At 63.9% G+C, this 15,006-nt stretch carries 14 protein-coding genes and 1 pseudogene; 2 read left to right on the top strand and 13 right to left on the bottom strand.

All coding sequences use genetic code 11. The annotated features are described in order from the left end of the window. Positions 1-4: 4 nt before the first annotated feature. Both OPU96_RS25755 and OPU96_RS25750 read left to right on the top strand, forming a co-directional pair. Entirely contained in the window at positions 5-1,813 is a 1,809-nt protein-coding gene (locus tag OPU96_RS25755; RefSeq protein WP_226457400.1) for a monovalent cation:proton antiporter-2 (CPA2) family protein, read from the top strand. A gap of 72 nt (positions 1,814-1,885) precedes the next feature. After that, positions 1,886-2,440, top strand: coding sequence for a DcrB/PsbP domain-containing protein (locus OPU96_RS25750; RefSeq protein ID WP_305392468.1), 555 nt, complete (start codon positions 1,886-1,888; stop codon positions 2,438-2,440). A gap of 62 nt (positions 2,441-2,502) precedes the next feature. On the opposite strand, the gene OPU96_RS25745 is transcribed toward OPU96_RS25750, so the two are convergent. The 13 genes and pseudogenes from OPU96_RS25745 to OPU96_RS25685 all read right to left on the bottom strand — a co-directional run. Continuing rightward, positions 2,503-3,222 carry an alpha/beta hydrolase gene (locus tag OPU96_RS25745; protein ID WP_192301100.1) on the bottom strand — a complete coding sequence of 240 codons (720 nt, stop codon included), beginning with the start codon at positions 3,220-3,222 and terminating at the stop codon, positions 2,503-2,505. A gap of 11 nt (positions 3,223-3,233) precedes the next feature. Further along, a complete protein-coding gene (gene cobF, locus OPU96_RS25740; RefSeq protein WP_498559938.1) occupies positions 3,234-3,989 on the bottom strand; it encodes a precorrin-6A synthase (deacetylating) in 756 nt (251 codons plus the stop codon). Positions 3,990-4,034: 45 nt separating this feature from the next. Then, positions 4,035-4,589 (bottom strand): histidine phosphatase family protein, encoded by a 555-nt coding sequence (locus tag OPU96_RS25735; protein WP_226457397.1) that lies wholly within the window; start codon positions 4,587-4,589, stop codon positions 4,035-4,037. A gap of 93 nt (positions 4,590-4,682) precedes the next feature. Beyond that, positions 4,683-5,672: a LysR family transcriptional regulator gene (locus OPU96_RS25730; RefSeq protein ID WP_226457396.1), complete on the bottom strand. Its 990-nt coding sequence runs from the start codon at positions 5,670-5,672 to the stop codon at positions 4,683-4,685. 51 nt (positions 5,673-5,723) lie between these two features. Beyond that, complete coding sequence (locus tag OPU96_RS25725; RefSeq protein ID WP_463984763.1) at positions 5,724-6,665, bottom strand: peptidylprolyl isomerase; 942 nt, start codon at positions 6,663-6,665, stop codon at positions 5,724-5,726. After that, positions 6,662-7,129, bottom strand: coding sequence for a YbjN domain-containing protein (locus tag OPU96_RS25720; protein ID WP_192301105.1), 468 nt, complete (start codon positions 7,127-7,129; stop codon positions 6,662-6,664). The genes OPU96_RS25725 and OPU96_RS25720 overlap by 4 nt, the downstream gene beginning before the upstream one ends. Before the next feature lie 20 nt (positions 7,130-7,149). After that, positions 7,150-7,776 carry a DNA repair protein gene (locus OPU96_RS25715; protein WP_226457394.1) on the bottom strand — a complete coding sequence of 209 codons (627 nt, stop codon included), beginning with the start codon at positions 7,774-7,776 and terminating at the stop codon, positions 7,150-7,152. A 19-nt stretch (positions 7,777-7,795) separates the two neighbouring features. Continuing rightward, positions 7,796-9,496: a putative porin gene (locus tag OPU96_RS25710; protein WP_498559937.1), complete on the bottom strand. Its 1,701-nt coding sequence runs from the start codon at positions 9,494-9,496 to the stop codon at positions 7,796-7,798. A gap of 42 nt (positions 9,497-9,538) precedes the next feature. Then, a complete protein-coding gene (locus OPU96_RS25705) occupies positions 9,539-10,243 on the bottom strand; it encodes an energy transducer TonB family protein (RefSeq protein WP_192301108.1) in 705 nt (234 codons plus the stop codon). Positions 10,244-10,246: 3 nt separating this feature from the next. Beyond that, positions 10,247-10,672 (bottom strand): ExbD/TolR family protein, encoded by a 426-nt coding sequence (locus tag OPU96_RS25700; RefSeq protein WP_065905942.1) that lies wholly within the window; start codon positions 10,670-10,672, stop codon positions 10,247-10,249. An 11-nt stretch (positions 10,673-10,683) separates the two neighbouring features. Then, on the bottom strand, positions 10,684-12,483 hold the full coding sequence (locus OPU96_RS25695) for a DUF2341 domain-containing protein (protein WP_498559936.1): 1,800 nt from the start codon (positions 12,481-12,483) through the stop codon (positions 10,684-10,686). A 24-nt stretch (positions 12,484-12,507) separates the two neighbouring features. Continuing rightward, positions 12,508-14,091, bottom strand: coding sequence for a ShlB/FhaC/HecB family hemolysin secretion/activation protein (locus tag OPU96_RS25690; protein ID WP_498559935.1), 1,584 nt, complete (start codon positions 14,089-14,091; stop codon positions 12,508-12,510). A 265-nt stretch (positions 14,092-14,356) separates the two neighbouring features. After that, positions 14,357-14,720, bottom strand: a pseudogene (locus tag OPU96_RS25685) (transposase); the annotation flags it as partial. Positions 14,721-15,006: the final 286 nt, after the last annotated feature.

The raw sequence follows: 15,006 nt of genomic DNA, 5'->3' as shown, positions 1-15,006 counted from the left end.
CCCAATGCCCCATGAAGGCAACCTGTTACAAGCAGCGGTGGTGTTCCTGCTCGCCGCCGTATTGACCGTGCCCCTGGCCAAGCGCCTGCAATTGGGCGCGGTGCTGGGCTACCTGTTCGCTGGCGTGATCATCGGTCCGTCAGTCCTCGGGTTGGTGGGTAACCCGCAAAGCGTCGCGCAATTTTCCGAATTGGGCGTGGTGTTGCTGCTGTTCATCATCGGCCTGGAACTGTCGCCCAAGCGTCTGTGGGTGATGCGCAAGGCGGTGTTCGGCGTCGGCCTGGCCCAGGTGTTGCTCACCGGCCTGGTGATGGGCGCTGTAGCCTTGTGGCTGTTTGGCCAGTCGTGGAACAGCGCGATCGTGCTGGGCCTGGGCCTGGCGTTGTCGTCCACCGCCTTCGGCCTGCAAAGCCTGGCCGAACGCAAGGAGCTGAACCAGCCCCATGGGCGCCTGGCCTTTGCCATCCTGCTGTTCCAGGACATCGCAGCCATCCCGTTGATCGCGATGGTGCCGTTGCTGGCCGGCAGCGATCATCCGACCACTGAGGCCCAGGGCTTGCAGCATGTGTTGCAGATCCTCGGCAGTATCGCCGTGGTGATCATCGGCGGGCGCTACCTGTTGCGGCCGGTGTTTCGCGTGGTGGCCAAGACCGGCCTGCGCGAAGTGTCCACCGCCACCGCCCTGCTGGTGGTCATCGGCACCGCATGGTTGATGGAACTGGTGGGCGTGTCGATGGCCCTCGGCGCCTTCCTCGCCGGGCTGCTGCTGGCGGATTCGGAATACCGTCACGAACTCGAATCCCAGATCGAGCCGTTCAAGGGCCTGCTGCTGGGGCTGTTCTTCATCAGCGTGGGCATGGGCGCCAACCTCAGCTTGCTGCTCAGCAGCCCACTGCTGGTGATCGGCCTGACCCTGCTGCTGATCGGCCTGAAATTACCCCTGCTCTACGCCGTCGGCCGCCTGGTGGGCGACCTCAACCGCGAAAGCGCCCTGCGCCTGGGCGTGGTGTTGGCGGCAGGCGGTGAATTTGCCTTCGTGGTGTTCAAGATCGGTCGCGACCAGGGCCTGTTCGAACCTCATCTCTACGATGTACTGGTGCTGACCATCACCCTCTCGATGGCGGTCACCCCGTTGCTGCTGTTGGTCTGCCCGAAGCTGTTCAAGCCCAAGGTCAAGCCGGTGGAAGTGCCCGAGGAATACCGCACCATCGAGAGCGATGCGCCTCGCGTGGTGATCGCCGGCATGGGGCGGATGGGCCAGATCGTCGCGCGGATCCTGCGCGCGCAAAACATCTCGTTCATCGCCCTCGACACCTCGGTGGAAACCATCGAGCTGACCCGCAGCTTCGGCGGCATGCCGGTGTTCTACGGCGACCCGCAACGCCCCGAGATCCTGCACGCAGCCAAGGTCGACCAGGCGGAGTTCTTCGTGATCGCCATGGACGACCCGGAAATCAACATCAAGACCGCCGAACTGGTACGCAACCTCTACCCGCACATGAAGATCATCGCCCGTGCGCGTAACCGCCAGCACGTGCACCGCCTGGTGGACCTCGACGCCTCACCAGTGCGCGAGACCTTCTACTCCAGCCTGGAAATGAGCCGCCGCACCCTGGTCGGCCTCGGCTTGACCCAGGCCCAGGCGGATGCACGCATCACCCGCTTCAAGAACCACGACCTGCAAGTACTGGCCGCGCAGCACGCGGTGTACGACGACGCGGCCAAGGTCATGCAGACCGCCCAGGAAGCCCGGGCGGAACTGGCGCGATTGTTTGAGATGGACCGGCTCGAAGAAGAGTCCGACAAGGTGTAAGGCCCAGGGCGAACGAGATTGCGATTTTTCTGACAGAATGTGCCGCAATTTCGTTCACCCCTGGAGCGCTTCATGGCCACTTTCACCAAGACCGCCGCCCTGCTGGCCCTCGCGCTTGCCGCCGGCAGCGTGTTCGCCGCCAGCAAGCCGACCACGCAGACCATCTCCACCCTGGGTGGCAAGTTCACCTTCAACCTGCCCAAGGCCTACGCGGCCGACACCCTGCCGGTCAGCAAGGCCGAAGATGCCAGCGCCGCCACTCAAGGCACGCTATACGCCAACCAGACCACGAAAAGTGTGGTGATCGTCGCCGAAACGGTACGGACCGACGGGGTGAACGTCGAGGATAACGACGCACAGTTCCTCGACGGTGCAGTGGCCGGCTTCGTCAAGGATCAGAGCGCTGCCCTGCCGGACTTCAAGAAACAGAGCGAGAAAAAACTGACCTTCAAGGGCCTGGGCCTGCGCCAGGTGGACAGCACCGCGACACAGGGCGGTGGCAAGACGCTGAACAGCACATTCCTGGGGGGATCGGGCAACCACATGCTGGTGATCCAGGCGATTTCGCGAGGCGATGACGCCAAGGGCCATGCCGAGCTGGTGAAGCAGATCACGGGCGGCAAATAACCCGACCCGCCAAGCAACACCAAACCAAATGTGGGGCCCCGCCCCACATGTTTTGACCGTGCTCACTTCAAGCTTTTTTCCAGCCAGGCCTTCAAATCCTGCACTTCAGCCTCGCTGATGGTATGCGGCATGCCCATATACCCATGAAACTCCGGCTTCAACCCCACCCCCACCAACGCCTCATTCGCCCTCGTCGCCGACGCATACGCCAGCGCCTGGTCCAGCGTGCCGTGGCCAATGAAGATCGCCAGCCCGCTCAATGCCGCATCCGGCTTGAGCTCAGCCTTGAGCACTGGCAACACACTGCCACTCAACGCTGCAATCCCACGCACCAACGTCGGCTTACGCAACCCCACCTCGTAGGACATGATTGCGCCCTGGCTGAACCCCACCAGAAACACCCGATCGCTGCGGGTGTGGTACTTGGCGGTGGCCTGGGTCACAAAGTCTTCGATCAACCTGGCGCTGCGTTGCAAATCGGCGGTCTCGCCGTCGTAATCGCCATCCCCGGGTTTCTTCGCAAACCAGCGATAGCCGCGCGCATCCACCGGCATCGGCGCCCGTGCCGACAGGTAGGTCCAAGTGGATGGCAGTGCGTCCTTGAGGCCAAACAGGTCCTCTTCGTTGCTGCCAAACCCATGCAGGAAAATCACCAGCGGCGCGTTACGCGCATCAGCCTGGGTCTGTTCCAGGTACGCCAGCGGTAAATCGGTGTGTAGCGTATCGTCGGCATGAACGGCGCCGGCCACCAGGGTCAGCGCGAGGGCAAACAACTTGAGCATGGGGCGATACCTCAGGGTTTGCGCAACAGATAAGTGTCCATGATCCAGCCATTGGCCAGGCGTGCCGCCTTGCGCACCCGCTCGATTTCTTCGGCGACTTCAGCGACTTTGCCGCTGATCAGGATCTCATCCGGCGTGCCCAGGTAGGCCCCCCAGTAAATGTCCAGGTCCTGATCGGCCAAGGTGCGGTAGGAGTCTTGCGCATCGAGCATCACCACCAAGGTGTCCGCATCACTCGCCTGCCCTGCCGCCAACCGGCGCCCGGTAGTGATCTCGATGGAGCGGCCAATACGGTTCAGCGGCACTTTGTGTTGCGCCGCCAGGGCCTGCACGCTGGTGATGCCGGGGATCACTTCGAATTCAAACTCACTGCGCCCGCTGGCCAGAATCGCTTGCAGGATGCGAATGGTGCTGTCGTACAGCGCCGGGTCGCCCCAGGCCAGGAAGGCACCGACTTCTCCGTCGGCCATTTCCTCGTTGATCATGCGCTCAAAGGTTTGCTGCTTGTCGAGGTTCAGATCCTGCACGGCGGTGGTGTAGTCGATTTCACCGCGCACGCGTTCGGGGCAATCGGCCTCGACAAAGCGGTAGCCGGGCTCGGTGATGTAGGTCTCGCAGATCTCGCGGCGCAGGTCGATCAACTTGTCTTTGCTCTGGCCCTTGTCCATCAGGAAAAACACGTCGGTGCGATTGAGCGCCTTCACGGCCTGCATCGTGATGTAGTCAGGGTTGCCGGCGCCAATGCCGATGATCAGGATGCGTTTCATGGGTTGCTCTCATTGCGGGGCGTGGATTTTGCCATGTTCGGCGGTTCAGGCGTGAGTTTCCAGGCGCAGGCGCCAGACCGTATTGAAGCGCAGCTCCGTGCTGGACAGCGGCTCGACGTCGATCCGGTAGAACATCGCCACCGGAAGCTGCAGGGCGTAGAGCATCGCCGCGCGAATCACCAAGGGGTGGGTGACGGCGACGATATGGCCGGGGTGCGCTTCAAGGGCCTGCATCCACTGCGCGACCCGTGCACAGACCTGATCCACCGATTCGCCACCGTGGGGCGCACTGGCGCTGTCGGCCAGCCACGCGTTCAACTCATCGATCGCCAGCTGGCTGATGTCCTGGCCTTTCCACTGGCCGAAATCGCCATCGCGCAAGGCCTCTTCAAGCAGCGCATCGCTGCCGAACAAACCCGCGGTCTGCCGAGTGCGTGCTTCCGGCCCGCACAGCAGGCGGCGGCTGGGCTTGTAACGCGCGGCCAGCGACAGCGCCGCGCCTTGCCAATCCATCGCCACCGCTTCGTCAGCGCAGAAGCGCCCGCGTTTTTGCAGGGGCGTGACGGCATGACAGATCAGGGTCAAACGGGTGGCTTGCACGGGCTTCGCTCCGACAGAGACAGGTCGGCAAGCCTCGCGCACTTATCCCTCAAGCGCAACGCCCTTGAACGGACTTACCCCAATGCCAGTCGCTCAAGCAGTCCCGAGGGCAAACCACTCGCGCCGCCCCTCGAACGTGCTCACGATCAACTCCACAATCACCTGCACCGCCTGCGCATCCCGCACCTGGGCGTTCACCGCCAGCCATACCTGGCGCTGCATGCTGTCGTCCAGCAACCCCGGCAACGCCACCAGCCCTCGGTCGAAGCTGCCCATGTAGTGCGGCAGCAAGCCGATGCACGCGCCGCAGCGGATCATTTCCAGCATCAGCGAGTAGGCCTGCACCTGCACCACGGCGGCGCGGCGTTGTTCCACCACGTGGTTCCAGGGATGCAAGGCCTCGACCTGCACGTCGGGCTGCCACTGCACCAACATGTAGTCGTCGAGGTCGTCGACGCTGTCCGGGCGCGTGGTCAGGCGTGAGTAGCGCTTGGCGATGTGCGGCAGGTAATGCAGGCGCGCCAGGGACTGCGGCGGTTCAGTGGGGAAACTCGGGCCGCACGCCGGGCCGTCGGCGTCGGACAACCACAGCACCACGTCCACATCCACCGCTTGCAGCGACAGCTGGCTGTCGATGGAGATGATCTCCAGGCGCACGCTGGCATTACGGCGCAGCAAGGCAATCAGGTCGCGGCCGAGGATGTCGTGCAGGATCGGTTCGGCCACGGCCAGGCGGATCAGCGGCTGCTCCACCACCGGCAGGCGCCGTTCATGGGCCAGGGCGACCAGTTGTGCCTGCAATTGCTGGCCATCACGACTGAGCACCAAGCCGTTGCCCTGATACGTGAACAGCGCATGCCGCACCTGTTCTTCGAGCTGCGCCAGGCGTTTGCGCAACAACGTCGATTTGATATTCAGGCTGCGCGCCGCCTGCATGAAACAACCGCAGCGCGCACTCACCAGGAAGTAGCGCGCCACCTCCGGGTCGATCTCGCCGGCCAAGGCCTGCCAAGTGCGGTGTGGCTCATTCACGGCGCGCCAGGGGGCGGGCGATTGGACGCCGGACGGTTCTAGAAATGCCATGGGAGACTCCCTGTCTTGTTGGTCTGTGCATCCAATGCGGGTGGTCGCGCGTTACTCCAACACCTTGTTCAACTCGGCGCCATCAATGCTCAAGGTCGCGGTGTTGAGCATGCCTTCCAGGTACGCCTTGGCGATCTGCTCCTGGCGTTGGCTGCGCAAGGCTTCGGTGAGCCGTTCACGCAGTTCATCCAGGGTCGCGGTGCGCGCCGGTTGCTGGCCGGTGAGCTTGAGCACATGGAACCCGGCCGGGCTCTGCACCACCTCCGACACCGCGCCGACCTTGAGCCGCGCCACCGCCTCGCGTACCTGGGGCACCAACTGCTGCAACGGCTGCATGCCCGAATCGCCGCCGCGCTGGGCGGTATTCGGGTCCTGGGAATATTGCGTGGCCAGCGCGGCGAAATCTGCCGGCGCGGCCTGGGCTCTGCGACTCAGTTCCTGGGCCTGGCGGCGGACCGCGTCGGCGGACTGCGGGTCGTTCACCGCGAGGAAAATCTGACTCACCCGATACAGCGGCGGCGTCACCCACTGTGCCTTGCCGGCGTCGTAGGCCTGTTGCAACTCAGCCGCACTGGGATAGTCGGCAGGCACCTGGCTGACCGACAGCATGTAGTCGCGAAACACAATCTGCTCGGCGGCGGCACGGGTCTGCTGCTCCACCTCCGGGCGCTGGCGCCAGCCCTGGGCGTCGGCCTGTTCAAGCACGGCTTTTTGCGCCAGGCGCGAGCGCAGCCACGTCTCCAGCGCGCCACGGTTGCCGCGCAATTGCTCGCGGGACTCGGCCGGCAGGCTCGCCAGCACGCTTTTCATTTCCGCCAGGTCGATCTGCTGGTTGCCCAGGCGCGCCACCGCCGGGCCGCTCGCCGGCGTCGCGGCTACCGGCGCCGGCTGTTGCGCCGCCACCGGGTCGCTGCCCGGCCGCAAGCTCAAGCCCACAGCCACCACCAGCAGGGCCAGCGCACCGGCGCCGACCATCAGGGTTGGCTTTTTCACAATACGCCCGCCTCTTCGCCCACCACCTGCGCGGCGGCCTGCAACTGCGCCGCCTGCTGGCTGTACTCACGCAGGTAGACGATGAACTCCTGCAACAGGCGGTCCCACAGTTCCAGCTGGCTGCGCAAATGCGTGACGCCCACACCGGCCACTACCACATCCATTTCCATCAGCAAAAATTCACCTTGCACCGACAACCGCGCAAAGCGCCGCGAGGCGTTCCACACCTCGGCCAGGCCTTGCGGCAATTGGCCCTGGATGCGCAGCGCGCAGCTGTAGGTGAAGTCCACATAACTGCCCTGCTCCGCCGCCGGGTTGCCGAAGCGCACGGCAAAGCCGATGCCCTGGCTGGCGCTGAGCAGTTGCACGATACCGTTCTGTTCGCTCGGGTTGACCCGGTAACCGGCGTCCTGCAACAGCTCGGTGAGACTCTGGATGGTCACGCTATCAATCAATTCGCTCATGCTGATCTCTTCCCTGTCTATCAATGATTGGCGGTTGCCTGGGGCGCATCGAAACGGCTCTTGTACAGATCGTCGCCAAAACCTTGGGCCAGTTCCTCGAACTTGACCCGCGCGCTGCTGGCGAAGGGCTGGCGGATGCTCATCACCTCAGCCACATCGATCTTCTCGTAGGCCGCCAGCAACTGCTGGGCCACCCCGTACATCTGTTGATTCTTGACTGAACATTGCTGCACTTGTGTGTCACGTTCGCTCAATTGCGCCTGCAAGCGGGCACGTTCGGCCTCCTTGCCCTTGGCGAGCACCAGCAGTTCCTCATAGGCCTTCTTGAATTTGCCGATCTGCTCGTTGCTCGCCGCCACTTGGGCTTGCGCCTGGTTGTGCAGGCTCTGTTGCTGGCCGGCCATCTGTTCGGCCACGCCACGGGTCTTTTCCAGCTCGGCGGTCAATTGCTTGATTTGCGCCTGGGCCTGCTTGGCCTGGGCTTCGGCGGCGATGCGCGCGGCACTGGCCTGGGCCTGTTCGCTTTGCAGCGCCTGCAACTGCTGGGTGGTGCTGCGCAGTTGAGTACGCAGGCGCTCTTCCATGCCTTCGGCGCAAGCGCCGCTGGCGATGAACAACAACAGCAGCCCGCAGATTCGCGTGTTCATGTGGCATCTCCTGTGCGCCTCAGAAGCGCGTGTTGAGTTCCAGTTGCATCACATCGACTTCGAACGGCGCGCCATACACCTCGGAAGCACTCAACCAACGCGCACTGGCGTAGACGTTCTTTTCCAGCCCGTAGTTGGCGCCAATGAAGTAACCCTTGGCGTTGGTGCCGCCCAGGTGAAACGAGGAATCGTTGAAGCCGTCGGGCAAGGCATCCGGCTGGATGTACTTGTAGCCGGCCAACACGTTCCAGTCGCCACGCTTGCGCATCTCCAGTGCACTGCCGAGGGTGAACGAGACCATCAGCGCATTGCCGCCACTTTCAAACTGGCCGTTGCTGTTGATGTTGTTGACGATCTGGCCTTCGCCGCGCTTGAGCATCTCGCTCTTGTCGTAGGCCAGGTTGTGGATGAAGTTGGCCTGGCTGCGCAGCTTGAAGTCGCTCGGCAGCTCGCTGTCCCACACCGCATTGAGGTCGAGCACATTGAACTTGGACGCCAGCCCCACGTACTGCGGGTTCGGCGTCTTCGCCGGGTCGGCCGGGTTGGGCGTGATGTCGCGCAGCAGAAACACGCTGTTGCCCTTCTGCATAAAGGCCACGCGCGTGCCGTCGGTGTCGCAACCGGCGGCACCGGCCCACGGCGTGCACGGGCTGGAGCGCTGCCCTTCGATGTCCTGGAACTGGTAGTAGGCGCCCGCCAGCTTGAGGCTGTTGCTGCGGTTGATCTTCCAGTCCGCACCGATCTGCGCGCCGAACAGCCACTTGGTCTCGCTGTCCTCCTTGTCGATGCCGTTGCTGCTGGCGGCATCCGCGGTGTATTCCACCGGGAACGCCCCCACGGTGCCGAACACGCCCCACTCGCTGTTGAGCTTGTGGTTGAAGATCGCCGCCACGCCGTCAAAGTTGAGGTCGTTGGAATACATCATGTCGGTGGAGTAAAACGGGTTGCCGATACGCCCGGCGGTCAGCGCCATGTAGTCGCTGGCCTTCCAGGTCAGGTAGCCCTGGTCGAGCCAGATGTCCTTCTTGCCAAAGCCGCCGCCGAGGGTCTGGGTGGTCGACACCGGGTTGTTGTCGGAACCGGTGCCGATGCGGATACCGGCGGTCCACTCCGGTGACAGCACCGCCTTCATGCCCAGGCGTGCGCGCAGGCGGAACAGGTTCTCGCGGTCCTTGGTGGTGTTGAGCAGCGGCGGGAACTTGGTGTTGGAGTCCTTGTTCACGTCATACGGGCCGGTGTCATTGAGTTTGGCGTAGTCGACGATCTGGTTGCTGTTGTTGCCGGAGAAGTAACGCGACTCGTCACGCAGGCGGATGTCGCCGTCAAAGCTGATGCGCGAGACCCAGTCCGGGAACGTGTTGGGCTGTGCCCAGTTTTCCTGCTTGGCAGTGGCCATGACTTCGGCCTTGACCTGATCGCGGATCTGATCGCGCACCGCTTGCGGCACGTACTGCACACGCACGTCCCCCGGCGCGGCGGCGGGACCGGCGGCCACCACCGGCGCGGCGTTGGCCTGGCGCGCCTGCTGGGCTTCTCTTTCAGCCTGGGCGATCAGCCCGTTGGCCGTGTCCTGGGTCAATACCCCCTGCTGCACCAACAGGCGGATCAGGTTGACGGTGACGTTTTCCGAGGGGGCGACCGGGGCTGCCGTCGCCTGGCCGACCAGGGTCGCGATGACCATGCCAACCGCCAGGGTCAGTCGATTCACGGGGGAAATCATGTGTACGCAACTCCTGTAAAAAACCGTAGAAAAGGGGTTCGATCAATCCGGCCGCCGGCCCTTGAAGGACAGGCGTACCGGCATCTTCACTGCGTCCGGAACACGTTGCGGCACGTGGGAGGCACGCAACGCCGCCAGCACCTGTGCATCGATCTCGGCATCACCGCTGGACTTGACCAGCTCGGCCCGCGTGACCTGCCCGTCACCGCGCAGCCACAAATCGGCCTGCACTGCATAGGCGCGATTGCGCAACTGCGGGTCATCGCGCAGCAAGCGCTGGAACACACCGGCCAGGTACTGCTTGTAGGTCCCCGCACCCAGGCCGCCGCCACCGGAACCGGCCATGCCGCCGCCCTTGCCGGCGCCGATGTTGAAGCCGTCATTACCCGACTGCGCATCACCGTCGATCTGCATCGGGTTGGCCAGATCATCGGCCGGCGACGGTGGGGCTTCGTCCGCTGGCTTGACCTCTTGCGGCTCAGGCGTCGGCACCGGCTCGGGGATTTTTTCTTCGACCTGGGGCTCGGGCTCCTTGGGTTTTTCCGGCGGCGGTGGTGGCGGTGGCGGCAACGGAATAATCGTCGGGATCTTTGGCGCTTCACGGCGCACGCCGCTCATGTCATTGGCCCACTGCCACAAAAACCAGGCCGCAACCGCGCCCAGCAAGAGGCCTGCGCCCCACTTCAGCGGGCGCAGCGGCGGCTTGTTTTTCACCGGCAACGGCGGCATCGGGATCTGTGCGGTCATGGCTCAGCCCTGGCTCGGTTTGCCGGTGACCAGCCCGACCTGGGACAGCTCCAGCCGTCGCAGCAAGTCGAGCACCTCGATCACCTTCTGGTATTGCACCAAGGCGTCACCGCGCACGATCACCGGGAAATCCGGGTTCAGCGCTTTCTCGATGCGCAGGCGCTCTTCCAGCTCGCCGAGGGTCACCGGGTAGGCGTCGAGGAACACCTGGCCGCCGTCGTTGACGGAGATGGCCTTGGTCTTGGCCTCCGACAGCGACACCGAGGCGCTGGCCTTGGGCAAGTGGATCTGGATCCCCGAGACCTGGGCGGTGGCGGTGAGGATAAACATCACCAGCACCACCATCAGCACGTCCACCAGGGGCGTGATGTTGATACTGTCGACGGCGGCATCGTCGTCATCGTCGTGGGAGGCGTTTACGGAAGCCATGCTGATACTCCTCAGGCCGGTACGGCGGCGTGCTGCTCGCGGCGATGCGCGGCTTCACTGGACTGGCTTTCGCCGTGCATCTCCGCCAGGCGGGTGATGAACTCGTCGACGAACACCCGCATATCGGCGCTGACTTCCTTGTTGCGTGTGATCAGGCGGTTGTAGCCAAACAGCGCCGGGATCGCGACGAACAGGCCCATGGCCGTGGCCAGCAAGGCGGCCGCCATCCCCGGCGCAATCGCGTTGATGTTCACGTCACCGGCCATGGCCGTGCCGAGGAACACCACCATGATCCCCAGCACGGTGCCGAGCAGGCCGATGTACGGGCCGCCGGCGATGGCGTTGGACAGGGTCGAGAGCTTGGCGCTGAGCGCCTGGTTTTCGCGGGTACGCACACCGTCCATGGAGCAGCGGATCGCTTCGATGGTCGCCGCCGAGACTGACGAGGTGTCAGCGCCCTGGGCGCGGCGCGTACGGATTTCCTTGACCGCCACCAGGTACAGGCGCCACAGCGAGGAATGCTGCAGACGCTCGGCCAACTGCGCGTCGTCGGCATACATCTCCAGACGCGTGCCGATCTGCGCGAAGTGCTCGCGGAACACTTCGTTGGCCGCGCTGAGACGGCTGACCTGGCGGTTCTTGCGCAGCATGATGACCCACGACTGGAACATCATCGCCACCAGCACCAGGATGATCACCCAGGCGTCCACCGGCACGGCGTTGAGCAAAAAGCCCAGGCTGCCGAAACCAAAACCGGACTGTTCTTCATCGACGCCGTACGCCACCAGTTTCGACTCGGCGCCCTGGGCGCTGGCGTCGGCCAGCAGCAACGTGGCCGGGCGTGCGACCTTGGACAGGCGCAGCTCGTCGATGGCCCCGGCAAACGGCTGGTGAGTGCTGGTGGCGTCCGGCAGGTCGCCACCAATCGCCAGTGGCGAGTTGAACGCAGGCACGGCCACGGCCAGGGTCGCGGTTTCGCGGCCATTCACATACAACGCGACTTTTTCACCCTCGGCGGTGAACGCCAGGTGCTGCCATTGGCCGGGGTTCAGCGCTTGGCTCGACACGGCGCGCTGGCCGTCGATGTCCACAAACGGCGTGCCCTGGTTCAAGCCCAGCAACAGGCTGTGCGCACCCTCGCGACGGGCGAAGACGATTTGCTCGCCGCTGGCCTGATCCAGGCGCAACCAGGCGCTGAAAGTGAACGCCGCGCCGGCGGCGTGTTGCAGCGACGGGCTGGCCGGCAACAGCAGCGGCTGGCCGCCGAACTGCAAGGCGCGGCCGATCACGCCGTCGATGCTCGCGCCGGTGGCGTTCAGCGCGGTGTTGGCATAGGCCGTGGTGTCACGGGCCGGGGTGCCGTTGGCATCGTCGAAGTGGTAGAGCGCGGTGTAGTTGGGGTCGAACGCCAGTTGGCCGTTGCTGGTAGCCGCAGCTTTCTGGTTGCCGTAGTACATCCACAGGTCCTGGCGCTGGCCGCCTTCAACCTTGGGCACATCGACCCAGATCAGGGCCATGCCCATCAGCGGGTCGAAGCTTTCGATCTGGTGGTTGAGCACGGTCTTGTCGTCGGCGCTGACAAAGCGCAGGTCGGCGCCGTCGTCCTTCACCCCGTCAAAGGTGAAGTTGCCGGTGTGCAGGCGCACCAGCAGCGCGGTGCGGCCCAGGGCCTGGCTGATCGCGGCGCCTTGGGCGGTGGTGTCCACGGAAATCTGTTTGCGGTAGTGCCAGTCGTCTTGCCACCAGGCATGGGCAGTGGCCGGGAGCGCGAAGCCCAGGCAGATCAACAGGCTCAGGAATAGGCGTTGCATGGGTGGAGTCTCCGGAAGAAAAAGTCAGAAAGTCGCCTGCACACTGAAGTGCAGTCGCGAGTCCTGTTTCTGGGTGTTCGGTCCATCGAGCAGCGGGTAGCCCCAATCCAGGCTGCCGGACAACCATTTGCTCAAACTGGCGCGGGTGCCGAGGCCGACGCTGGCCAGGCTGTATTCGTCTTCTTGCTCGGGCATCGGGTCGTGCAGACGCAGGCGTGCGCCTTCGGCAAACGCGTAGAAGCGCCAGTCCTTGACGTAGCTGCCGACGTACTTGGCCAGGGACGGCGTGCGCAGCTCCTGGGAGAGCAAGTAGCCCTCGTCCCCAGTGCGCTCTGCCGCCAGATAACCGCGCACCGAGGTGGCGCCGCCGGCCGAATATTGCTCGTTCGACACCAGCGGCCCCGAGGCCAGCTGGAACGCGGCCTTGGACGCCGACTGCCAATCGCCAGTGAAGGTGTAGGTGTAATTCAGGTCGCCCTTGAGCACGGCGAAACTGGGGCTGGCTTTGTAGCGTTTGTAGTCGAACGCTTCGGCATCGCTGCCATAGCCGAAGAACGCGCGGGTGCCCACCACCAGGTTCAAACCCAGGCCGAGCTGGGATTGCTCGGTGTAGCGATAGCCGTTGTAGCCGAGGGTGAACGGCGCGTACTTGAGCGGCACCTGGTCGCTGCTGGCGCCGAATTTCATTTCTTCGTCGAAGTCTTTGAAGTCGATACCCACCGACAACGAATTGGCCCAGACGCCCGCGCCCGGAAAGCTGTAGATCGCCGACACGCCATAGGAATGCCCCTTGCCCAGCACGTTGCTGCCGCCGAGGGTGGCGATATTGCTGTCGGACTGGTAGCCGGAGAACTGCAACGCCCAGCGATCATCCAGCGGCGCAGTGTAGGAGCCCGACCAGACCTTGGCGTTGGCGCTGTCCTGGGGCGCGGTGAAGTAGGTCAGGGAAATCGCGTGGCCCAGTTGCCAGAGGTTGTCGTAACTCAGGGTGGCGACCGAACGCAGCTTTTCGGTGTCGGCGCTGTAGTCGTTGTTCAGGCCGATGCTGGCGTGCCAGGGATTCTGGTCTTCCACCTGCAAGTCCACATCCATGGTGCCCGGGCGCTGGCCCTCGCGTACCAGTGGCGTGACCTGACGTCCGACGCCACGGTTGAGCCCGGCGAGCTGGGTTTGCACGGTGGCGAAGTCCGGCACCGCACCTTCCTTGAGCGCCGACACTTCGTCGCGGATTTCCACTGGCGAGTAATGCTTGGCACCGACCACGCGTACGCGGCCGATCTTGGTTTCGCTGACTTGCAGGTAGACGATGCCGTCATCGACCTTCTGCTCCGGCAGCTCGACAAACACCGACTGGTAGCCCCGTGCCTGGTAGATCTTTTGCAGCGCGTCGCGGGCGCCTTCGATGTCGCCCAAGGTTTTTTGCGGGCCGAGAAACGGGTACACCGCCTCTTCAATCGCCGCCGCATCGAGCACGGTGTTGCCGCGCACGAAGTACTCACTGACGTCGACCCGGCGTGCTGCGCCCTCCTCCTCGGCCTGCGCAGGCTGGGCCTGGGCCCACAGCGTCAGGCAGCACAGCGCCAGCGTTGACTTGAACAGATGCTCCACACCGCCCCCTAACTTTCCAAGTTTTTGCACCGTCGCCGTTTGCACGGCGTTTGGCCTGCTCAATTGCTGGTTGTCGAAAGATGGCTGTGCCGGGCCAGCCAGGTGTGCAGCAAGGCGAAATTCAGCGAGAACTCCGGCATGTGCAGCAAGGCGCCACAAAACACGTCACCGATGATGGTCTGGATCAACTGCACCGCCCGCGGGTTGCCCAGCACGCTGGCGATGTCCCGTTGCAGGACGTGAATGCCCCACACCTTCTGGTTCAGGTCGAGGCCGACGAACCAGCGGAACAGCAGGTTGTAATTGAGCTGCTCGTGCAGTTGCTGCTCGCTGGGCACCGAATACAGCAGTTGCAACAGGAGGATGTGCACCACGGTGTGCGGCGCAATCAGCATGCCCGGCTCGGGCTGGAGCCAGTCGCGATGGCTGTCGAGCACCTCATCGATCTGCGGGCGCAGCAACACCAGCGAATGCCCTGCCGGGATAAAGCTGGACACTTCCTTCAAGGCGCCCTGCCAATCGTCCTGGGAGACGATCCACACCCACGGCGCGCCATAGCGGTACACCGAAACCGGCTTCTTGCGCGCGGCTTCGACGATCTTCGACAGGCGCTGATCGAGCTCCTGCATGCCGACTTTCGAGTAACGTTCCATAGTTCCCATTGCCCCACTCCTGGCGTCCTGCTGACGGCTTCGACAACGACTTTTGATCGTATCCAGCGCGTTACATAGGACAGACAGGCGCGGGTGGGAGCTACCGAACTTTTGTCATGAAAGCTTCATTTGGGATTGATTCGCAGGCAATTTTCGGGACCGGGCACGGCAGGACATGTGTGCACGAGCTTTTGTGGGAGCGGGCTTGCTCGCGAATGCGGTGTATCAGTTGATGCATGTGCTGACTGACCCACCGCATTCG

Source organism: Pseudomonas sp. RP-B7, from assembly GCF_059803535.1.
The sequence above is the reverse complement of the archived record's forward strand: the minus strand, read 5'-3'. Positions and strand labels throughout refer to the sequence as shown.

What these genes read in the sequence shown, in the direction of transcription:
- OPU96_RS25755 (WP_226457400.1), top strand. Translation starts at nt 5, where the DNA reads ATGCCCCATGAAGGCAACCTGTTACAAGCAGCGGTGGTGTTCCTGCTC.
- OPU96_RS25750 (WP_305392468.1), top strand. Translation starts at nt 1,886, where the DNA reads ATGGCCACTTTCACCAAGACCGCCGCCCTGCTGGCCCTCGCGCTTGCC.
- OPU96_RS25745 (WP_192301100.1), bottom strand. Translation starts at nt 3,222, where the DNA reads ATGCTCAAGTTGTTTGCCCTCGCGCTGACCCTGGTGGCCGGCGCCGTT.
- cobF (WP_498559938.1), bottom strand. Translation starts at nt 3,989, where the DNA reads ATGAAACGCATCCTGATCATCGGCATTGGCGCCGGCAACCCTGACTAC.
- OPU96_RS25730 (WP_226457396.1), bottom strand. Translation starts at nt 5,672, where the DNA reads ATGGCATTTCTAGAACCGTCCGGCGTCCAATCGCCCGCCCCCTGGCGC.
- OPU96_RS25720 (WP_192301105.1), bottom strand. Translation starts at nt 7,129, where the DNA reads ATGAGCGAATTGATTGATAGCGTGACCATCCAGAGTCTCACCGAGCTG.
- OPU96_RS25715 (WP_226457394.1), bottom strand. Translation starts at nt 7,776, where the DNA reads ATGAACACGCGAATCTGCGGGCTGCTGTTGTTGTTCATCGCCAGCGGC.
- OPU96_RS25710 (WP_498559937.1), bottom strand. Translation starts at nt 9,496, where the DNA reads ATGATTTCCCCCGTGAATCGACTGACCCTGGCGGTTGGCATGGTCATC.
- OPU96_RS25705 (WP_192301108.1), bottom strand. Translation starts at nt 10,243, where the DNA reads ATGACCGCACAGATCCCGATGCCGCCGTTGCCGGTGAAAAACAAGCCG.
- OPU96_RS25700 (WP_065905942.1), bottom strand. Translation starts at nt 10,672, where the DNA reads ATGGCTTCCGTAAACGCCTCCCACGACGATGACGACGATGCCGCCGTC.
- OPU96_RS25695 (WP_498559936.1), bottom strand. Translation starts at nt 12,483, where the DNA reads ATGCAACGCCTATTCCTGAGCCTGTTGATCTGCCTGGGCTTCGCGCTC.